Below are 20,439 nucleotides of genomic sequence, written 5' to 3'. Positions count from 1 at the left end.
GTCCTGACGATTGCCTACTTCGACCGGTTGGGAGTGCCGAGACTCTCGTGAACCCTCAACGTCTCGAACCGCCCGGTGCGGACCCGCATGCCGGGTGGTGTGGGAGGGGTGGAGCCTCATGGCTCCCCCCTATCCCGATTGTCTAATGAAAATTCCTGGAATTCACGGGTAACGACTGAATCAGGTGGCTGAGGTCCGAAAGCCGACCTGCCATCACATGCACAATGTCCCCCTGTCGCTCCAGCACTCCCATCACATGCAGCAATCGGGCAGTCAGTAACGGCTTGCGCTGTCGCCGTGCCGTTTCCAGCCACACCACCACGTTCACATTACCGGTTTCGTCTTCCAGGGTGACGAAGGTAACGCCGGAAGCGGAGCCGGGGCGTTGGCGGCCGGTGACCAGGCCGGCGACCTGGACAGGGATGCCGGCTTTGGTGGATTTGAGCTGTTCGGCGCTGAGACAGAACTTCAGGTGGCCCTGTTCCCGCAATAACGCTAGCGGATGACGCTGCAGGGTGAGGCCCTGGCTGGCGTAGTCGGCCAGCACGTTCTGGCCTTCGGAGGGTTCCGGCAATTGCTCACAGTAGTCCGGTTGATAATCGACCGCCGTCTCCTGAGCGAACAGCTCCGCAGGTTGTTCATGGTCGAGCAGTTGCCAGTACGCCTGGTGGCGGTTGGCGGTGAAGCCCGGCATGGCGTTGGCGCCGGCGAGGAGTTCCATATCCCGCTGGTTCAGGGTGGCCAGGCGGCGAAGCTCGCTGGCAGAGCGGTAGCCCTCGGCTGGCCGGTTCTGGTGGATACGCTCGGCGCCGCTAACGGACAGACCCTGGATAATCCTCAGGCCCAGTCGCAGATGGCGGTCTTCGTCTTGCAGGTTGTGGTCCCACTGGCTGGCATTTACATCCGGCGGCAGCACGGTGACATTGTGCCGGCGGGCGTCCTGCACCAGTTGTGAGGGAGAATAGAACCCCATGGGCTGGCTGTTAAGCAGGGCACAGTAAAAGGCCGCCGGATAGTGCCGTTTGATCCAGGCGGAGACGTAGACAAGCAGGGCAAAGCTGGCGGCGTGGGATTCGGGGAAGCCATAGCCGCCAAAGCCGCAGATTTGCTGGTACAGCCGTTCGGCGAAGTCGGCATCGTGACCACGTTCGAGCATACCGGTGACTAGCTTTTCCCGGAACGGGGTCAGGTCGCCGTGGGATTTCCAGGCCGCCATGGCCCGGCGCAACTGGTCGGCTTCGCCGGCGGAGAAGCCGGCCGCCACCATGGCCAGTTTGATCACCTGTTCCTGGAAGATGGGCACACCGAGGGTGCGCTCCAGCACCTTGCGCACGGCATCGTTCGGGTAATCCACCGGCTCCAGGCCGTGCTTTCGGCGCAGGTACGGGTGCACCATGTCACCCTGGATGGGGCCCGGCCGAACGATGGCCACCTCAATCACCAGATCGTAATAGGTTTCCGGTTTCAGGCGGGGCAGCATGTTGATCTGGGCCCGGGATTCCACCTGGAATACGCCGATGCTGTCGCCTGTCTGAAGCATGGCGTAGGTGTCACGGTCTTCCTGGGGAATGTCCTGTATCCGGAAAGGCTGGCCTTTTTCATCGCTGATCAGTTCCAGCGCTTTTCGAATGGCGGAGAGCATGCCAAGGGCCAGCACATCCACCTTCATCAGCCCCAGGCTCTCAAGGTCGTCCTTGTCCCACTGGATTACGGTGCGGTCGGCCATGGCAGCGTTCTCCACTGGCACCAGTTCGGCCAGTGGCCCGGCGCTGATCACGAAACCGCCCACGTGCTGGGACAGATGTCGGGGGAAGCTCAGCAGGGTATTCACTAGGGTGAAGAACTGGTCCGCCACCTGTGGGTTGCGGGTGATTTTCTTGTCGAGAATCTGCTGGCGCCAGTTGGTGGCCTTGTCCCGCCAGTCGATGCCTTCCAGCAGCTGTTCCACCAGGGCCGGATCAAACCCCAGGGCCTTGCCGACATCCCGAATGGCGCTTTTGGGCCGGTAACGGATCACCGTGGCAGCCAGGGCGGCGCGCTCACGGGTATAACGCCGGTAGATATACTGGATAACCTCTTCACGACGTTCGTGCTCGAAATCCACATCGATATCGGGCGGTTCGTTTCGGTCTTTGGAAATAAACCGCTCGAACAGCAGTTCCACCCGGGCCGGGTTCACCTCGGTGATGCCCAGGCAATAACAAACCGCAGAGTTTGCTGCCGACCCCCGCCCCTGGCAGAGAATCCCCCGGCTGCGGGCAAAGTCGACAATATCGTGGATGGTGAGGAAGTAATGCTCGTAGTTCATCTCCGAGATCAGGCCCAGCTCCTTGCGGATCAGGCTCTGAACCTGCAGTGGTGTGCCATCCGGGTAACGCCGGCGCTCGCCTTCGCGGGTCAGCCGTTTCAGGTAGCCGGCCGGAGTCTCGTCCTCCGGCACCAGGTCTGGCGGGTATTCATAGCGCAGGCTGCCGGGCTCGAAGGTGCACTGGTTGGCAATGGTCAGGGTTTCATGCAGCCAGGCTTCCGGAAACAGCCGTTGCAGAACGGGCAGGGGGCGCAGGTATCGCTCGCCATTCTGGAACAGGCAGTGGCCGGCATTCTCCAGATTGGTGTGATTGCGCAGGGCTGTCAGTACATCCTGCAGCGGCTGGCGCTCCCGGCTGTGCATGTGCACCTCGCCCACGGCAGCCACGGGAATGCGCAGCTGATCGGCCAGCCAGTGTATCCGTGCCAGCCGCTGCTCCTCGCCGGATTCCAGGGTGCGGGCCGCGGCAATCCAGATCCGGGGGTCAAACAGTCGGGCCAGCCACTCGCCGCAGGCCAGCGCCTGATCGGAATCCGCTTCGGTAGGCGATGGGGGCAGCCACAGACACAGGCAGTCATCCAGGGTGTGGGTTTCAATGTCCCGGTAATACAGCTGGTAATGGCCTTTCTCAGCCCGCCGGCGGCCGGTAGTGATCAACTGGCAAAGCTGGCCATAGCCTTTGCGCGTGCGGGCCAGAAGGATAAAGCGAGGAGAAGCGGCGCCGGTGGGGGCATCCGACAACTCAAACCAGCTGCCGGTAATGAGTTTTACAGGACTTTCTGCCAGCGCCGCCCAGGCCCGGGGAATGCCGGCAACGGAGCAGGCATCGGTGATGGCCAGGGCGGTGTAGCCCAGCTCATGCGCTCGCTCAGCCAGTTCGTGGGGATGAGAGGCCCCGGTGAGGAAGGTGAAATTGCTGAAGCAAAACAGCTCTGCATACTGCTGCCCGGACATCAGCCAAACCACCCATGCACAAACCAGCCTTCCCGGGCATCCCGGAAGACCCAGGCCAACTGGCCGCTGCTCAACTGGGCAATGTAATAATCCCGGTGCACGCGCTGGCCATCCCACCAGCCACCGCTGATGCGCTCAGGCCCGGAAAACCAGGTAACGGGCGCCTCGGTCAGCGGTTGCGGGCCTTTCAATAACCAGAGCGGCCGCCTGGGCAGTTCTGCTGCCGGTACTGGCGGCGTTCCGGTTTTACGCAGAACTTCCGAGGCCGACCAGGCCCGTTCGGGACGATGATCCGCCTGGGGCGAGAGCTGCCTGAGAGCCTGATCGCCCAGGCGCGCCTGCAGCCGGCTGATCAGGGTATGCCAGGCTTCATTCAGATCCTGGGTTTCACCCAGCAGATCCTGCCCGGAGGGTGCTTCCCGTGACAGGAAACGCTTCACCAGCAAAACCATGGAGATAACCGGGGCGCTCAGGGAATGTTGCTCCAACCGCAGACGAACCAGGTTCAAGAAATGATCGGCCCGGTGCTCCGGCCCGGATGTGCGAATCTGCAGCCGGGTTGGTTCCGCATGCCGGTGCTTCAGAACCAGCCGCAGGCTGTCGGTATCCTGCTGGCGCCAGCACAGATCCTCTTCCAGTTCGACAAGCATGCGCTGGAGCGGAAACAGCAGCCCCTGGGTGTGTTCTATTTCCTGCACAAAATCCGCCTGTTGCCGGAACGAGTGGGGCGGCTGCCAGGGCGTGCGGGGATCTGGCCGGGTGCCCTGGATTTTCTGGATGTAAGCCAGTAACTCCGGAGACAGACGCCGTGCCAGTTCGCCGGGCGGTAAATCAAACACCTCCCCCAACGTGTTCAGCCCCAGGCGCTGCAAACGGGTACAGGCTTTCTCGTTGAATTCAGCTGCCAACAGGGGCATCTGGCTCAGGCTTCGAAGAATGTGGCCTTTGTCTGCCGTGCATTCCCCCTTGCCGGCGCGGGCAATCAGCCGGGCCGACAGAGGGGTATAGCCAATACCGATCCAGGCATTCAGCTGGCGCTCATTCAGCCCCTGTTCCACGGTTTGCCAAACGGCGGGCAGCCCGCCATACAGTTTTTGAAGGCTGCCAATTTCGGCCAGCAGACCATCGGGCGGCACCAACACAATATGGGCCGCATAGCGGTACAGCCAGCGGGCCTGATCTTCCAGAATCCTGGCTTCCTGGGTTTCATCGGCCCGCACCATGCCCAGATCCGGAGCCAGGCTGATGGCGGTTTTCAGGCGCATGCCGCTACGAATACCCTGGCTCCTGGCGTCCGGGCAGGCCTGGATCACCTTCTGGCCAGAGCCTTCAACCACCACCAGGGCGCCCTCATCTTCACGGGTGCGCCGAATATGGTCCAGCACCAGGTGCGGGAAATGCAGATACAGCCAGAGCATGGAGCGTTATTACCCGGTTGAACCCGACCAGGGGCCCCGGACAACCCGGGTGGTTTCACGGAAGGAGAGATCGGCCCGCTGGGCCATGGCCAGTGAACAGCGCTGCCCGGGCCAGCTACCCCGGCGCTTGAGCACATTCACCTTGAGATCCTGCTGCTCCCCCGGTTCCAGCTCCAGCCGCAGGGCAGCCGGAGAATTCTGCCCGGCGTAACGTCGTTCCCGGAACAGCACACACACATTGCTCCCGGCTTCGGCGGCCAGTTGCAGGCGACGGACTTCCCGTGAGGCCAGCTTGCCCGGCCAGGCCATTACCAGGCCTGTTACTGGTGAGCGCAGGCAGTTCTCCAGTGTCCACAAAAAGTCGCCCTCATCATCGGTATGGATCAGCACCACCTGGTCCAGGTTGACGCCTTCCCGGGCCAGGGCAGGGGCATAGGGCGTATGCGGCGGGTTCAGCCAGAACACGCTTTTGCCCTCTTCGCACACCCGTTGCATCAGCGGCAGAAGCAAATGCAGCTCACCAATACCCGGTGCATCCAGCAGGCATTCGCTCAAGGCACCCCGGGGCCAGCCCAGGCCTCCGAGCTGGTTATCCAGCACCTGGTAACCGGTTGATTGCGCAGGCTGTGTGGTCTGGGTGTGGCGGTGCCCCTGCCAGACACGGGCATCCTGCATCAGCGTGTTCAGAAGCTCGCTCATGATGAAAACTCTCAAAATACTGTTTAAATATACAGTATTCGGAAAGCCGCCGGATTTCAAGAGAAGGGTTGATAAAGCGAAGGGCACGACCCACGCTTGTAATACAGCCATCAACCATGGAGGTTGAAATGAGTGACCTGAAAGCACACAGCTGTGAAGCTTGCAGCCCGAACGCAAGCAAGGCGACCGAGGAAGAAAAGCAGCAGCTGCATAAAGAGGTCCCAGACTGGGAAATTCTGGAAATTGACGGGGAAGAACAGCTTCATAAGGTCTACAAACTTAAAAACTTTCTGAAGGCCCTGGAGTTCACCAACAAGATTGGCGAACTTGCCGAAGAAGAAGACCATCACCCGGTGGTTGTTCTGGAATATGGCAAAGTTGCAGTGAGCTGGTGGAGCCACGAAATCGGCGGCCTGCACAAGAACGACTTCATCCTGGCAGCGAGAACCGACGCTGCTTTCAACGACATGCAATAATCCCAATCACGGCGGAACCCGGTTTCCGCCGTGCTCCTTCCGGACCGGAGACCACCAGACGAATGGTTGAAAACCGCACCGATAACCCCCTGACCCTGAAGCTCGGCAGGGAAGAGCTCATCATCCGGCTTATCAGCCACATCCACGTTAAGCGAATTCCAGCCAGTAACTGGGAGAGTTAGAAGCCTTCGTCAACTGTGCTTTGCACTCCAAAAACAGTTTTAGGAGTTTGATAAACGGGTGATATACGAACGCGTTCGTGTAATTAGCTGCTAAATGCCAGTGATAGCCATGTCTAGGGCTCCAACAATCTGATCTCTGAAATGTGATAGAGAACCAATCGGATTGTTGAGATGCTTTTCAGAAACAGAGGAAATTTGCGGGGTCAACAGGAGAAGCTCCTGGTCTGCAAAGCTGATTTCTGGGGTGAGTCCTTGCATGGCTTCGCCACCGAATGCGGAGCGTTTCCCCAAAGGAATGACGATACGAGTTGCCAGTTCGCTCAGCAGGCTGCTTTGAATATCGACAAGGTAAGGGTAGTGAGCTTTGCTAGTTTTACTTGGGTTGAGGTATACATCGAACTGTGCCATCAAAATTCCCTGAATTCATCGCCGAAGCATCCATGTTGTTCGACAAAATCGTTATAACTTTTTATCGCAGACCTGTTTTCTTCAACCCATTGTTCTGCTTCGCGTTTGGCAAGCTCTTCTTTCAGGGCTCGCTCCAGGGTAGCAGACAAGTTAATGTTCAGTTCACGGGTCTTACGCAGTAGATCGCTATTGACTGAGAGGTTCGCAGCTTTTTTCGGTGCGGCTGTGTTGTAGAGTTCGGCCATTCCAGCCTCCAAGTGGCTATTTAATGCATGGCCTCAGTTTATGCGCATGATAGTGCGCATTCAAGAATTTAGCCAAAGGCTCTTGTCGGACGCGCCTGAGCTGGCGCTTCGTCGCTCCGCAAAGCCAGGGCGTTATGCAATACGTTCGCCTTGACGTACGTACCCAAGAGCGTACACTTGTTTAAAAGTTGAACATACAAGAGGTGCGTCATGACCGGAATCACAGCAACTGAGGCGCGCAGCAACCTATATCGGTTGATCGACGAGACCGCCGAGTCCCACCAACCAATCGTCATCATGGGAAAGCGGAACAAAGCGGTTCTGGTATCCGAGGAAGACTGGTCTGCAATTCAGGAAACGCTTTACCTGCTCTCCGTGCCTGGTATGCGGGAGTCTATTCGTGAGGGGATGGATACCCCCGAGGATGAATGCGATGAGGAGCTGGACTGGTGACATGGAAGTTGGTTTACACCAAGCAAGCCCAGAAAGATGCAAAAAAGCTGGCCTTCAGCGGTCTCAAACCAAAAGCCCAGGAAGTGTTGGCGCTTATAGCAGAAGATCCATACCGCAAGCCCCCTCCGCTTGAGAAGCTCATAGGTGATCTTTCGGGAGCCTATTCACGCCGAATCAATATTCAGCACCGTCTGGTCTACCAAGTGCTAGAGGACGAGCAAGTGGTGAAAGTCCTCAGGCTCTGGAGCCACTACGAATAATCCATAGCCAGCCGCTGTCGCCGGACAATTTTTCCACTGCTTCCCGTTATGTATAAAAACGGCCTGTTCTTCAAGGAACTCAATAGGGTTTTCAAGCCATGAAATTCTCGAAGTCTAGCGAGTCTGATCGTCAGGAAATCGAGGTCCTGTTTACCCGGACATTCTCTGATTCGGAAGGTGAGTCCGAGGAAAAGCTGATTGGCCATCTGGTGCATGAGTTGATGAACGGGACCGAAACCGATGACATGTTCGGGTTCATCGCTACCGAGCAAGGGCAGATAGTCGGGTGTATCTTTTTCACGAGATTGTCGTTCGGTTCCCGCGTAAACGCTTTTATGTTGTCACCGGTAGCCGTTGATACGGACCATCAGGGGAAAGGCGTTGGTCAAAAACTGATTAATTTTGGCATTGAGCACTTGCGTGAACGGGGTGTCGAACTCATTTTCACCTATGGTGATCCGAACTACTATTCAAAAGCGGGTTTCGAACACGTACCTCAAGAGGTTGCGGAAGCGCCATTTAAATTAACCCATCCAGAGGGGTGGCTGGGGCAGTCGTTGGATGGCGGCAGTATTAAACTCCCACTGGGGCAGGCGTGTTGCGTTGAGGCATTCAACGATCCTCAGTATTGGTAAATCCAGGAGGCTCTCCGCCTCGGAAAGCCCCCTTGAACTGTTCTGGCCTTTATCAGTAGGCACCCTCGCTGTATATCAACTCATAGCTGTGGCTATAGATCTCTAAAATGTTGCCAAACGGGTCTTCCATATAGATCATCCGGTAGGGCTTCTCGCCGGGATAATAGTAGCGCGGCTTCTCCATGCGTTTTTTCCCGCCAGCAGCCAAAATACGGTCAGCCAATTCCTCGACGTTCGGGTCTTGCACACAAAAGTGAAAGATGCCGGTTTTCCAGTACTCGAAATTGTCTTCCGGGTTGGTCTGGTTTTTAAATTGAAAAAGCTCCACACCGATTCTGTCGCCCGTCGATAAATGAGCAATACGGAAGCTTCCCCAGCCGGCACCGAAAACATCGGTGCACATCTCCCCAATGGCGCTTTCGTCCTCTTCGATCTCGGTTGGTTCCATAATCAAATACCAACCCATAACCTCTGTGTAGAACTTCACGGCTTGCTCAAGGTCCGGCACGGATATGCCGATGTGCGAGAAATTTCTTGGGTACACGTTGCTCATTGCCTGTCCTCCTTTAGTGAGACTGAGAGCAGGTTACATGCTGGTGTTTATCAGTTAAAATTATCATTTATTCTTTAAAAGATTACGAAAAGTAATGATAAATACCACCTGGTTACGCTCGTTTTGCACGCTGGTTGAAGTGGGACATTTCACCCGCACAGCCGAACGTCTCCACATGACACAATCGGGGGTAAGTCAGCATGTGCGTAAGCTTGAGGAGCAGCTTGGTACGGAATTGCTCGTCAGACAGGGGAAACAATTTTCGCTTTCGGGTGCCGGCGAAAAGCTTTATGCCGAGGCGCAGGACATTCTCCTGGCGTTGTCGAATCTTGAGCAAACAGTTGGTGAGGACCCGCCCTATGAGGGAACTGTGCGGCTTATGTCTCCGGGAAGTGTGGGGCTGAAGCTGTATCCTCATTTGTTGTCGCTGCAGAGCAAGCACCCGAAGCTCATTATTGATTACCGGTTTGCGCCGAATCCTGATGTGGAAAAGGCAATCGCCGAATCCACTGTTGATATCGGATTCATGACGGCAAAATCTACCCTGGCGGAAGTGAGTTGTACGCCCATCGCGCAAGAATCACTGCTGTTGGTAACACCTGCTACGGTCGAAGAACCGGATTGGGAGACGTTGATGACCCTCGGGTTTATCGACCACCCTGATGGAAGTCATCACGCCGGCTTGCTTCTTGGTGCCAATTACACCGAGTTTCAGCACAGTAGCCTGTTTCCCAGAAAGGGGTTCTCGAACCAGATCGGTTTGATCCTGGAGCCGGTCAGCCTGGGGCTGGGCTTTGCTGTTTTACCAGCACATGCCGTTGAGGCCTTTGAAAAGTCTGAGGGCATCAAAGCTCATCGTCTCTCTCACCCGGTCAGCGAAACGTTGTATCTCAGCGTTCCCCGGAATCGATCACTTCAGGCGAGAATGAATACTGTGATAGCTGAGGCCAAGCGGTGGCTGAATGGTTGAGGCAGGTTTTGAATGACTCTGCGCAGTCACCAGATTTTCACATTATTTTGGAAGGCGCATGCCTGATTTGACGTACCTGCGACCTTTCTTGACCAACGCCGAAGCGGGTATTCCGGGGCCTTGAAAGCCCGTTAATCATGATCCGATACTCATGATATGTATGATTAATCGGCTCATTTGATTAAAATTTATCCAATTTTTTTGCACCCTCCTTCACCCTGCCTATACTCCCTTATGTCATAGCTTGAATTCATGACGCTGTTTGCTGTTTCCGGGGCCTATGGCCTGAATCTACGCAACAGGGTTTTGATGCTGCAGTCCGGCTACCACGGGAAAGAAGGATGTTTTTCCTGCCGGTCTCGAAACCTGCGCAAGGCATTCGCTGCGAGGGATCGCTATGGCAAATTTCGCCCGCTTTATCACCGTCGACTTCTCCCAATTCGATTGGCTAAACCGCATCGATGCTGATGTTCTGCTTGATGTCGGTGACCTGTCACCAGACCTGCTGACTGTTCCCGGTAAAGACGCCCAGCGTGTGCTTTCGGAAGTGGTTCGACTGGTTCTCGATTTGCCGCGAAAAAGCACACCCCTGGTTGTCTGGACCAAAGGCGACAGCGAGTTGCTCATCCACAGTGACCAAACCCGTATTCAATTCTCCAGCGGCGTTATCACGGTAACGGTGAGCGCGGAATGCGAAGAGCATGGAAAGCTCAGTATTCCGGTACCGATTGGCGTTGGCACCAAACAGTCGCCAAGCGGCCTTGTTATGTCCACGTTCGAAGACCTCGAGGGCCCGGAAGAACTTATATTGGCCTGGCGGGACGCGATTCAGGCGTTCGCCTGGGAGTCCGTGCTGGAAGTCGCTTCCGTGTTCTGCGCCGAGGTTGGCAACGACAAGCGTGGTTTGCCGCTGGTTCCTGGCGCGATCGCCGCTGCTCCGAACAAAATGCTGGTGCAACCTGTTGCCCGGTTTTCACTGATGCCGGGAGTCTGACATGGGTGCTGACCAGAATCTGGACGTTTTTGGCACACTGGCGGAAGCAGTTGGCCTGACCCGAGACGGTGAACTACAGGGTGACTGGTTCCAGGACCCGTTAGGCAATCCCAACGGTAGCAAGCGCGGCCTCAGTTCGATGATGTACCTCGACGAGCAGCGAGAGGCATTGATCGCTTTTGTTGATGACGTGCTGGGAGCACCGGACAGGGAAGAGCAAGGGGGCGCTATCTGGGTCCCGCTTTTCAGCGACTCCGGTGCGACTGTTTTCGTAGTGGTGGAGGAGGCCGACAACGGCGCCAGAGTCGGATTTGGCATCGAATACGACAGCGCTAGCTCAGTGCCCGCAATCTCTGTAAGTGCCTATGTTCCGGTATTCCAGTTCGAACGGGAAGGCGCTGGAGCGCTGGACATTTCCGGGGCGCAACCCGATTGGCTGGTGTTGGGTCGGGACGACGCGCACATCGAATTAGCCATCAAAGTCATTATTTCCAACGATGCCCCTGCGCCAGGGGACCTATACATTGGCGCCGTATCCGTGGGTGTGGACGTTCCAACCAGCCCCTCTGATGATCTGGAATTCAGTCTCGGTTTTGAACGGCTTCAGCTCCCTGGCACCAATGCGCCCAGGGATTTTGAGCTCACCGTGGATAACATTAACGAGCTGAGCTCCGATTTTCTGGAATTCATGACGGGCCTGATTCAGGCCCAGGCCGAGGCGCTCGATACCACCAATGCGGCGACCGCTCCGTTTGCGGCGCTCACCGGTTTGGCGGGATTAAGATCTGTTCCGAATATTCCACCATTTCCGCTGGAGTCACTGATTACAAATGGCGTGTCTGCGCTGACCGGCTGGATTGAATCCATCCTTTCTTCCGCACCCGCTCGCAATGCCTGGCTCGGCCAGTGGGCCACGCTGCTCGGCGGTACTGTCAATTCTGGCCGAAGCGCCATTGAGTTCAGTGACGGATCATTGGCCGGAGCCGTTGGTTTACGTGTGGCGTCGTCAGCTGCCGGGGGATTGATCATCACGCCCTGGCTGGAAGGTTCGCTCAGACCTCAGGCCGGGGCGGAAGTGAAGGCGCAGGTGGACCTGCTTACGCTGGCAACCCTGGATGGCAGTATCAAAGCCGTGCCGAATTTGTCGCTTCTTGCTGTATTCGGGCAGGTAGCGGGCATGGGGTCGCCACTGCTTGCGGGCGACCCGGCAATTGGGTCAATCAAAACCGGTATTACTCTGACCGGCGGAAAACCGGCTTTTGCATTGACGGCTCACAACGTCACGCTCGGCGGCACCAATCATGAGCTATTGGATCTGTCGTCTCCCGATGCCGCGCTGGACGCCGCCGAGAGCCTGGTCGACGGTGCTTTGGTTTCTGCATTGGCCACTCTGGGTCGCCCCGGCGAGATCTGTTCCCAACTGCTGGGGCTTGATCCGCCCACCGGTATCTCCGGCCCTTCGGCGATCGAACTCCTGACCGACCCTCTGGGTAAAACGGCCGCCTACTGGAATTCACTCGTTGCCTCGCCGGCAGCCATGGCGGTTGTTTTAACGTCAACCCAGGAACTCATCACCGGTAACTCAACCAGTGTTTCGGGCGCCGGGACGGCAGCGGATCCCTGGAGCATTGATCTGGACCCTGTAGCGCTTGAGGTTTCGATCGACGGTGATTGGATCAATTTTGATTTGGAAGCTCGCCTCGAAAACACTGTTCTGGACGACAAGCGATCAGACGTTTTTGTCAGCGCAAGGTTGTTGCGGCTGAATTTTTCGGCGCCGAGTGCGGAGTTCCTGAGCCGAATTAACGCTGGCACCCGGCTGCGGGAAGCCGATGGATCTGATCTCAGGCTGGATATGGGGCAGGTTGATGTCTCGGCCCGGTCGATCGGTGCCTCGGTGGTTTGGGGGGCTTCAACGGGCTTTGCCGTGCGTGTGGATGCGCCAGACCTGTCAGTCGAAGTTGAAGCCGTCGATGCATCCGACAGTTCAACCATCGAAGTTCCGTTGCCGCTGCCTGAGTTCAGCAGCGATGGCACGGTCCGCTTTAGCGCGGATTGGGGGGGCATCGAAAACGCGGTGGCCGCGTTGCTTCGGCGACTGGGCTCGCCGATTATCACCGCGCTTACGGACCTGATTGGCTGGAATGGCGAGGGAGCTCGTCTATCCATTGAGCAGCTTTTGAGCGACCCGGAAGCTGCTCTGAAATCCTGGATGGGTGATCTGGTACTGAATTGCAGCAATGTTCGGGTGGCGATGAGCCCGCTCTCATACCTTTTCAGCGGCTTCCGCCAGTGGGCACCGCTGGGCAATGGCAATGAACGCACGCCGTATCGAGCCGCCATTGCCGCAGACTCCAGGGCGCCGGGCGTTGCGGTGTGGCTGGACCCTGGCTGCGACATCCACCGCGGGCGGTATCAACCTCCAGCTGGCAATTTCGATTCCAGCGAGCCGACGGAGTTGGCCTCCATTGCAGAAGCGATTCGGGCGGCAGGTACGGAGCTTCCGGAGCTCGCCGATCTGATGACGGGCCGGAACCGCCTGGACGAGGGGTTTCAGGCGTTAATTGATCGCTTCACCGGTACCGACGGCCTGATCGGCCGCCCAGCCTCGCTGCCAACCGGTGTGAATGGCATCGACATTGGAGGCTTGAGCTATCGTGAACTGGTGGCATTCGGTGCCATCAACCTGTTGCCGCAGGAAGCCTTCGGAAGCGCACCTGACTCTGTGGTTTACGTGGGCTGTGAGGACCTCTGGAGTACCTGTTTCGGAAGCGACAGCCTGGATGTTCGGGGAGAGGTCAGCGGACCCGGCGTTCCGGCATCCGCCAACGGACACTGGTCCATCTGCCTGCCGAATCCAACAACAGCCGCGGCAGCGAGACCTGATCGTGGTGCCATAGACGAGCAATGCCAGCGCCTGATCGAGGTGTTGCAGGATCGGGCCACGCCCATAACGGTTGTTGCCTTCGGTTCCGCCGGGGCGGCTGCCATCAAGGCGGCAAGTACGATCACTTCGATTGATCGGGTGGCAACGGTAGGCGCGCCCTGGGCGCCGGTTTCCCTGAATGGCTTGTTGTCGGGGTTGAGCGGCGACGCGTTGCGGCTCCTCTTGCAGCTCCAGCGACCAGAGCCCGAGACGATTAACGAAGAGGAGATTGCCGGAGAATCCAACGCCCTCTTGCAGTTTGGCTATGTTCTTGAGCGGGCGTCCCGGGCCGCCGGTTTAACACCCGACAGCCTTGATGAGCTTTTGCGGGCGGACCAGCAAGCGATCCGGTCAGGCCTTCCGGTAGACGCGGTATTCGGCGCCCTTGACGCCGAAGCCCTGGAAGCCGGTCTTGCTGCAACCGTTGCCGGTGCCATTGCCTACCGCCACGAAACCTATGAGCCTCCGGCAACGCCACCAACCAAACTGCACGCCGGTGTGGATCTGCCAGTTATTGATGCCAATCTCGGCGGCGTCTTCCTCGGGGCGGGGGCCATCCTGGAACTGGCGACCTGCGATCGAGGCCCCGGTGGCGATGGCTTTGAGGTGCAAACAGACAGGCAGGTCATCCTGGATCTGCATTTCGGCGTTCAGGATGGTTGGCTTGTTGGTGGCCCGGGCGCCGGCCAGAACGACATTGAGGTGCGCTGGGTATCTGCCCGGTTGTACCTGCCCTTGGCCGGTAGCACGCGGGTATCTGGCGCCCGGATAGTTCTGCACGAGGCCAACTGCTTCGGGGTGCGGCGGGACCAGTGGGTGATTGAAAGCGGGGCTGGTGTAGCCTCGCCGAGCTTGCCCACGTCTGAGGTTCATTTGATTCTGGCCGAAGTTGTGGGGCGCTTGGCTGCGGCATCTCCGGATCTCAGCCAACTGCTTGCCGACATCGGGCTGGTTGCCGGAGGTGGTTATGATCCGGAAGGTTTTGATCAGCTTATTCTGGATGCCAGTGCCGCAATCAACGCGGCGGTAGATGCATCTCCGGCCAGCCTTGCCGGCGCACTAAGGGCGCTTGGCGGATTTGGTGGCGCAGGCGCCGAGATATCCTGGGCACTCGATGCGGCAACCATTGCCGTCGATCTGAACTCCCGCGCCTTTGCTCTGGACGTAAACCATGTGGCGGCAGACCTTGTTCCACTGGGCCTGACGCTATTTGCTTCGGCATCCTCGGCCTCCATCTCCGGCTCCATCGGCGCAATCGAGCCGGATGTGGGTGGTCTTCGGCTTGTAGCCAGTGCAGCAACGGGTGGAGTTTCACCCGCCCTGACTATTGCCTGGCAAACTCCCGGTTCATTGTCCGCGACGTCAATCAATCTTCTCTCATCGCTAAGCACTTCCGAGCAGGCCGCCCTGGCGAAACTGGGAGCGGGATTCATCCCGTCAACGCTTCTGGCGGGATTAGTTGATCACCTCCGCGAAACCGCTTCTGACGATGCGAGGGTCGCCATTGAGGTGATAATGGATGGCCTGGATTTGCTGGCGCCGCCTTCTGAACTGCCCTCACGTAGGGTGTTGCTGCCCTGGGCGTTGTTTATGGACCCGGTGGGTTGGCTGAAGACAGGCGCTGCACCCTGGAAGGCCGACCCGTTTGGCCAGGCGATTCAGGCGTTCGATGCGCTCGGCCAGTTGTTGATACCCGGCTTCACCGGAGGCGGATTCGATTTCAGTAATGAGGTGTCCGTAACCTACGGGGTGGCCTCAGAACGGCTGAATGTAGCCGTCGCCATCGAAACAAGTCATTCATTGGGCGCGACTCCGGTCATCATCAGCCTGGGCGGCGGCCTGTCCATAGCCACCAACGGCTCGATTAGCACCCTCGTTTCCAGTTCGGCGACCTTTGATGGGAAGGGCGTTGCTATCTCCCTATCGCCAGACATTCGCATCGACCTCTTGCGGGCTGCCCCTGCAGCGCCCATGCAGATTTACCCTTCGGGACCGGGCCTGGGATCACTTCTGGCGACTGGAGCAGGTATGGCCATCCCGGTCGCGCTTAACGCATTGATTGCCGAAAGGGCCAACCCGACGCCGTCGCTGCAAAAAAATGTGGCTACGGCAGTGTTTGAGTTGGGTAGCGCATTGGATCTTCTGGAATCCAATCAGTTTGCCGACGCCAGAATTCAGACCTTTGCCGCAGACCCCGCCGGGGTACTTTTATCCCGCCTGCCCAATCTGGTTGTTACCGCAATTTCGCAGTTGGCCAATGCTCTCGACCCTGCGGGTACTGTCGTTTCGACATCGACGCCTGCGACGGGAATCTGTCGACTGTCACTGGGTAGCACGGATCCTGTGGAGATCACTCTGGATGCCAGCCCCACGGGCCCTGCCATTGAACTGGCCGCGGCTCTTTCGATAGCGGATGTCGGAACGGTCGGATTCGACCGGGTGCGACTCAGCGCGAGCGGCGTTGCAGTTGCTGTTTCCTATGTGGCAAGCGGATTCGACGTTGGCAATGGTTTGATTCTTCGCCCTGTAGCGAAAATTGAAGCCGGCGTGTCCGGCGCCGGTTTCTCCCGAATGGCCGCCCTTGGTCTCGTCACCGATGGTGCGGGTGACCAGTCCGTTCAGTTCCGGTGGGCTTTGAATCAGACGCCGCCGCGGGTGGTTGTTGTTGAAGAGTCGCCGTCCGGTGAAACAGAAGACAGCGAGCCCGCAGCTGTGGCCCTGGCGCTCCTGTCCCAGGCTGTTTCCATGGCAGCGGGTGTCACCTTGGAAGCACTTGGTACATTGGGAGCGGATGCGGTTGATGCCCTGCAGGATGTCCTGTTCACCGGTGGCACACCAACTCTTGATCCCACTTTGTTTGACGACATCGTCGACCCGGAAGCATTGTTGAAGCGCCTGTTCCAGCTCGGCTTCAACCTGGCCGACCACAACCTGAAAATTACCATTGATGGCAAAGTGGATGTCGGCTTCACCCGCAACGGCGATCTTGCAGGCATCTTCGTGTCTTTGCCCCCGGGCGAGCGTATTTCGCTCGGCGGCAGCGACCCGACGGTGGATCTCGAAGTGGTCGCCAACTGGGTGACGTCGCCCGGAATCGCGCCGGGTTTGTCGATCTTGCTCGTTGAAAAGGTCGGCAGCGATTTTCAACTGAATGCGGGTTTCTCCATCGCTGGTCTGGGCGTTCGCGTTGGCAAAAATGCAGGGCCTTTGCTGAACCTGGGTATTATGAGTATCGACGCCATCGGCGTTCATTTATACGGCGAGGCGGTGCCGGCAGGGTTAGGTGGCGGCGTTCAGGTTCAGCTTGATGGGCTGGCCATCGTGCCCTCGGCGGCTGGCGGCGACAATGCGGTTGCCAATAACATCATGAGCGACGCCGGAAACGATGCGTCGCCCTCGGCCCGTCCTGCCTTCAGCCCGGCGTTGGCGATTCAGAAGAACCCGGGCGGCGACCTTGGCATTTCATTGCGGGCAGGGGATCCGCCTGGCCCCTGGTGGCTGGCGATCCAGAGACAGTTAGGCCCGCTTTATCTCGAGCAATTCGGTTTTGATGTCACCGAAGTTGATGGGTCCGTTACCGGGATTTCGCTGCTGTTCGATGCGCGCGTCTCACTGTTCGGGCTAACGGCATCGGTTGAGGAGCTTGGCCTGCACTGGCTCGGTGGGGACGTTTTCGAGTTGACCAACTGGGCGGTCGATTTGAAAGGCCTGGGTGTTTCCGGGGACTTCAGTGGTCTGTCTATCGCTGGTGGTCTTCTGAAAACAGACCTGGAGGGACAGATCGGCTACGTCGGAATGCTGATGGGTCGCTTCGGGGTGTATGGACTCTCCTTGTTCGGCGGATACAGCGACGACAAAGGGCTGCCTTCGTTCTTTGTATTCGGTGCCATTCAAGGCCCCATTGGTGGTCCTCCCGCCTTCTTCCTGACTGGTATTGGGGGCGGTCTGGGTATCAAACGGGGGCTACGCGTTCCGGATGACCTGTCAAAGTTTGGCGAATACCCCTTCATCAAGGCTCTGGATCCCGCGGCGAGCGTGTCCTCCGATCCATTGGAGGAGTTGCGAAAGCTTGCCGAATACTTCCCTCCGGAGCCGGGTAACTTCTGGTTTGCCGCCGGCATCAGTTTTACCAGCTTTTCTCTGGTGGACGGTGTCGCGGTGTTGTCGGTTTCCGTGGGCAACGGGTTGGAACTCAATCTCTTTGGTCTGGCTCGAATGGCTTTGCCCAGGCCCCAGGCCGCACTGGTATCCATTGAGCTGGGGTTGCTAGCCCGGTTCTCGTCCTCGGAGGGGCTGTTCCTGATTCAGGCGCAGCTTACCGACAATAGCTGGCTGTTGTACCCCGAAGTCCGACTGACGGGGGGCTTTGCTTTTGCTACCTGGTGGCTCGGCCCCAATGCGGGCCAGTTTGTTCTGACCTTGGGTGGCTATCATCCCAGCTTTCAGCGTGACGGGTATCCGATTGTTGCCAGGTTGGGCCTGCAATGGCGGGTGTCCAACGCCATTGTGATCAAGGGTGTCTCTTACTTTGCCCTCACATCAGAAGCCTTGATGGCAGGGGTGGCAGTGGAGGTCAGTGCCGACTTTGGCTTCGCCTGGGCCCGCATAGCCTTTGGTGCGAATGCCATTGTCTATTTCGATCCGTTCTACTTCATGGCGGACGCCTACGCCCGCATTTCCGCCGGTGTGAAGATAAAAACCTTCCTGGGTACCATTCGAATCAGCATCAGTCTTGGTGCTCGCATTGAGGTCGAGGGGCCTGATTTCCTGGGCAAGGCGACCATCGAAGTAGGTCCTTGCGACATCAAGGTGAAGTTCGGCAGTTCCCGCGAGATTCGCGGCATATTCGTGGGTTGGGATGAGTTCGTACCCAAGTATCTGGAAGAAACCTCGCCGGGCCGGGCGCGGACGCTCTCGGGGGCAGCGGGTAAGGGGGCATTGCCCGCGTCCACGGAGGGTGAAACCTCGGCACCCTCCAGTGACGGTAGTTATGAGCGGCCCTTCGAAGTCTTCGCAGAGTTCGAAGTGTCGGTTGTCGCAACCGGCCCGGTCACCCGGTTTGACTTCAACAACCCGGCCATCGACAAGGACATTACGCCCAAATTGCCGAGTGGCGCCGCGGTAGCGATGGGGCTGAGCCCAATGAACGCCGCCGGGTTGAAGGGTGAGTTGGAAATTCGCCTTGAGCGCAGGGTTGGAAACACATGGACGGATCGCACCTCGGACCTGCGCCCCTTGGTGGAGGGCATGAAGGACGAAAAGACTGCCGAGGAAGGTCCTACCTATGGCCTGGAAGCCTTCCCGATCGGTGTTTGGGGGCCGCCAGAAGATCCCGAGCAACCCTCCAGTCCCATTCCGAAAGGCGAGGTTATTTTCGCTGGCAGCCGGTTAAAGATGGTTGCCGAGGCGGACATGAGTTCGCAAACCGGCCCGGAAATCGATTACTACCGGGTTGAAGCAGGCCGGCGCCCACTTCCGTTGTCTGCCGCCGGTACGTTGCGGGCCGACAACCTGAACCGGGCCACCGCTTTGGGAGTTGTTGCCGAGAGCGCGAGCATTGATGAAGCCTTTATTGAAGCCCGGAAGTATCTGTTTGCGGACGGCACCGGCGCGTTACCCGAGGGGCTTCTGGCCACAGGGCAGCGCAGTGCCAAAGCGCAGGCTATCTACGAGAGCTCCCGCACCGCGCCACCCATGTTTGGCACACTGATGGATGGCCTGGAGGCGTCGAATGCCAGCAACGGATCGACCGCCTTCATGTCTCTGGATGAGAGCCCCCGGGTCATCAAACCAACGAAGCCGTTCGTGACCGGATTCATGAGCAACGGGGCGGGCGTAGCCTTGCGGGATGCGACCACAACCGTTGCGGATAAACGCATCAAGCGCCGTCCGGCACCGTCCACCGAATCCGTTCGCGGCCGACTGGGCCGCAGTCTGCCGATCAAACTAAACACAACCCATGCTCCGTCCAGCTTCAACGATCTGACGGTCGTTGTTCGTGGCTCTGTACCTCGCACCAGCGTTACCAGCGCCAGCCAGACGTATCTCGGCGGCCGGGTTGGCTCGGGTGCGGGGGCCGCCTATGTGAAGGGCCTCGGAACAGGAGCTGGACCGGTCCCCCAGGCGCCCGGTAGCAAACTGCGCCCGGGAGATATAGTCACCATGCGATCTCCGGATGCCGCAATTGATGGGGAAGATACCCGGCCTGAACTCAAGATCACCGGCGCGGCACGAGTGGTCATGTTATTGGGCAATGGTGCTGTGGTTGCCGATGAGCAGGTTCAGGATCGTCAGATCGCCGTTCCGAAACACACTGCGACAATTGCCGTGCAGGCCAGTGGTGGAGGCGATGGTCGCGCCACTGGTCTGAGAATTGTGGGCTGGCACGATCAATCCAGACTGGTTCGCCTGACCGGTCGATCAGCGCTGGGGGCCGGATGCGTTCTGTCGCTGAACGGCACAGCCGGAAGAGCCTCCGTGGGGTGGCATCTGGCCCAGAATGTGGTGCGTGGTGCGGCTGCCGTGTCTACCCGGTTTGATCACACGGTTACCTGTGTTGGTGTGATTCTGAAAGCCGGTGAGGGTCGGTCTGCCAGTGATGTGGAAATAGAGCTGCACGGTGCACGGCACCTCAGGCAGCCGGTTCAGCCGGTGGTTGTTCAGGCAGGGGCGCGCTCGGTGCTGCTGTTTGAAATCAATTCCCTTGCCGGTTATTCCGGTGTTTCCGTTCGGGCCCTGCAGGGCGGCGCCCGTGAAATTGCGGGAATGATTGGGGCGGTCGCCTCGGCTGAGGCGATGGCCGAATTGATTGCGGAAAAGGGATTGCCCGCAACGGTTTCAAGGCTGCGCGCCGTTGGCGGCAGCAACTGTGAGATCGAATGGGTGCCGGCACAGGACGATTAACGCCGGGCAGATCCACGCAGAGACCGGCGAAAGAGGATAGCAAGAAGGAAGCAAG

Annotated in this window: 13 protein-coding genes; 7 read left to right on the top strand and 6 right to left on the bottom strand. The window is 58.4% G+C overall.

Features of this window, described 5'->3' with window-relative positions:
• Window positions 1-142 precede the first annotated feature (142 nt).
• Genes AC13DD_RS07985 through imuA form a run of 3 tightly spaced genes read right to left on the bottom strand, consistent with a single transcriptional unit; the run spans window position 143 to window position 5,379 of the window.
• On the bottom strand, window positions 143-3,262 hold the full coding sequence (locus AC13DD_RS07985; protein WP_053114932.1) for an error-prone DNA polymerase: 3,120 nt from the start codon (window positions 3,260-3,262) through the stop codon (window positions 143-145).
• The gene (locus AC13DD_RS07980) at window positions 3,262-4,680 is read right to left on the bottom strand and encodes a Y-family DNA polymerase (protein ID WP_008172120.1); all 1,419 of its coding nucleotides are present in this window, start codon (window positions 4,678-4,680) and stop codon (window positions 3,262-3,264) included. Before AC13DD_RS07980 ends, AC13DD_RS07985 begins: the two co-directional genes overlap by 1 nt.
• Before the next feature lie 9 nt (window positions 4,681-4,689).
• A complete protein-coding gene (gene imuA / locus AC13DD_RS07975) occupies window positions 4,690-5,379 on the bottom strand; it encodes a translesion DNA synthesis-associated protein ImuA (RefSeq protein ID WP_092031874.1) in 690 nt (229 codons plus the stop codon).
• 128 nt (window positions 5,380-5,507) lie between these two features.
• Between imuA and AC13DD_RS07970 the strand changes: the two genes are divergently transcribed.
• Window positions 5,508-5,855 (top strand): 4a-hydroxytetrahydrobiopterin dehydratase, encoded by a 348-nt coding sequence (locus AC13DD_RS07970; protein ID WP_104271417.1) that lies wholly within the window; start codon window positions 5,508-5,510, stop codon window positions 5,853-5,855.
• A 272-nt stretch (window positions 5,856-6,127) separates the two neighbouring features.
• Here the strand turns inward: AC13DD_RS07970 and AC13DD_RS07965 are convergent, their stop codons facing one another.
• Both AC13DD_RS07965 and AC13DD_RS07960 read right to left on the bottom strand, forming a co-directional pair.
• A complete protein-coding gene (locus AC13DD_RS07965) occupies window positions 6,128-6,445 on the bottom strand; it encodes a CcdB family protein (RefSeq protein WP_008172112.1) in 318 nt (105 codons plus the stop codon).
• Window positions 6,445-6,690: a type II toxin-antitoxin system CcdA family antitoxin gene (locus AC13DD_RS07960; protein WP_008172111.1), complete on the bottom strand. Its 246-nt coding sequence runs from the start codon at window positions 6,688-6,690 to the stop codon at window positions 6,445-6,447. Before AC13DD_RS07960 ends, AC13DD_RS07965 begins: the two co-directional genes overlap by 1 nt.
• 210 nt (window positions 6,691-6,900) lie before the next feature.
• Between AC13DD_RS07960 and AC13DD_RS07955 the strand changes: the two genes are divergently transcribed.
• From AC13DD_RS07955 to AC13DD_RS07945, 3 genes are all read left to right on the top strand, one after another.
• Window positions 6,901-7,143: a type II toxin-antitoxin system Phd/YefM family antitoxin gene (locus AC13DD_RS07955; RefSeq protein ID WP_008172109.1), complete on the top strand. Its 243-nt coding sequence runs from the start codon at window positions 6,901-6,903 to the stop codon at window positions 7,141-7,143.
• Window positions 7,140-7,403 (top strand): Txe/YoeB family addiction module toxin, encoded by a 264-nt coding sequence (locus AC13DD_RS07950; protein WP_008172108.1) that lies wholly within the window; start codon window positions 7,140-7,142, stop codon window positions 7,401-7,403. Before AC13DD_RS07955 ends, AC13DD_RS07950 begins: the two co-directional genes overlap by 4 nt.
• A 98-nt stretch (window positions 7,404-7,501) precedes the next feature.
• Complete coding sequence (locus AC13DD_RS07945) at window positions 7,502-8,038, top strand: GNAT family N-acetyltransferase (protein WP_008172106.1); 537 nt, start codon at window positions 7,502-7,504, stop codon at window positions 8,036-8,038.
• A 52-nt stretch (window positions 8,039-8,090) separates the two neighbouring features.
• Here the strand turns inward: AC13DD_RS07945 and AC13DD_RS07940 are convergent, their stop codons facing one another.
• Window positions 8,091-8,591 (bottom strand): lactoylglutathione lyase family protein, encoded by a 501-nt coding sequence (locus AC13DD_RS07940; RefSeq protein WP_008172104.1) that lies wholly within the window; start codon window positions 8,589-8,591, stop codon window positions 8,091-8,093.
• Between the two features lie 94 nt (window positions 8,592-8,685).
• On the opposite strand from AC13DD_RS07940, the gene AC13DD_RS07935 reads away from it, so the two are divergent.
• The 3 genes from AC13DD_RS07935 to AC13DD_RS07925 all read left to right on the top strand — a co-directional run bounded on the left by AC13DD_RS07935 (window position 8,686) and on the right by AC13DD_RS07925 (window position 20,384).
• On the top strand, window positions 8,686-9,561 hold the full coding sequence (locus AC13DD_RS07935) for a LysR family transcriptional regulator (RefSeq protein WP_039881921.1): 876 nt from the start codon (window positions 8,686-8,688) through the stop codon (window positions 9,559-9,561).
• Window positions 9,562-9,958: 397 nt separating this feature from the next.
• Window positions 9,959-10,555, top strand: coding sequence for a hypothetical protein (locus AC13DD_RS07930; protein ID WP_273071005.1), 597 nt, complete (start codon window positions 9,959-9,961; stop codon window positions 10,553-10,555).
• A 1-nt stretch (window position 10,556) separates the two neighbouring features.
• Window positions 10,557-20,384: a DUF6603 domain-containing protein gene (locus tag AC13DD_RS07925; protein ID WP_286803148.1), complete on the top strand. Its 9,828-nt coding sequence runs from the start codon at window positions 10,557-10,559 to the stop codon at window positions 20,382-20,384.
• The last annotated feature ends 55 nt before the right edge of the window (window positions 20,385-20,439 follow it).

The sequence above is a fragment of the Marinobacter sp. L-13 genome, from assembly GCF_056857715.1.
This window is presented reverse-complemented; position numbering and strand designations above follow the sequence as displayed.

What these genes read in the sequence shown, in the direction of transcription:
- AC13DD_RS07985 (WP_053114932.1), bottom strand. Translation starts at nt 3,262, where the DNA reads ATGTCCGGGCAGCAGTATGCAGAGCTGTTTTGCTTCAGCAATTTCACC.
- AC13DD_RS07980 (WP_008172120.1), bottom strand. Translation starts at nt 4,680, where the DNA reads ATGCTCTGGCTGTATCTGCATTTCCCGCACCTGGTGCTGGACCATATT.
- imuA (WP_092031874.1), bottom strand. Translation starts at nt 5,379, where the DNA reads ATGAGCGAGCTTCTGAACACGCTGATGCAGGATGCCCGTGTCTGGCAG.
- AC13DD_RS07970 (WP_104271417.1), top strand. Translation starts at nt 5,508, where the DNA reads ATGAGTGACCTGAAAGCACACAGCTGTGAAGCTTGCAGCCCGAACGCA.
- AC13DD_RS07965 (WP_008172112.1), bottom strand. Translation starts at nt 6,445, where the DNA reads ATGGCACAGTTCGATGTATACCTCAACCCAAGTAAAACTAGCAAAGCT.
- AC13DD_RS07960 (WP_008172111.1), bottom strand. Translation starts at nt 6,690, where the DNA reads ATGGCCGAACTCTACAACACAGCCGCACCGAAAAAAGCTGCGAACCTC.
- AC13DD_RS07955 (WP_008172109.1), top strand. Translation starts at nt 6,901, where the DNA reads ATGACCGGAATCACAGCAACTGAGGCGCGCAGCAACCTATATCGGTTG.
- AC13DD_RS07945 (WP_008172106.1), top strand. Translation starts at nt 7,502, where the DNA reads ATGAAATTCTCGAAGTCTAGCGAGTCTGATCGTCAGGAAATCGAGGTC.
- AC13DD_RS07940 (WP_008172104.1), bottom strand. Translation starts at nt 8,591, where the DNA reads ATGAGCAACGTGTACCCAAGAAATTTCTCGCACATCGGCATATCCGTG.
- AC13DD_RS07935 (WP_039881921.1), top strand. Translation starts at nt 8,686, where the DNA reads ATGATAAATACCACCTGGTTACGCTCGTTTTGCACGCTGGTTGAAGTG.
- AC13DD_RS07930 (WP_273071005.1), top strand. Translation starts at nt 9,959, where the DNA reads ATGGCAAATTTCGCCCGCTTTATCACCGTCGACTTCTCCCAATTCGAT.
- AC13DD_RS07925 (WP_286803148.1), top strand. Translation starts at nt 10,557, where the DNA reads ATGGGTGCTGACCAGAATCTGGACGTTTTTGGCACACTGGCGGAAGCA.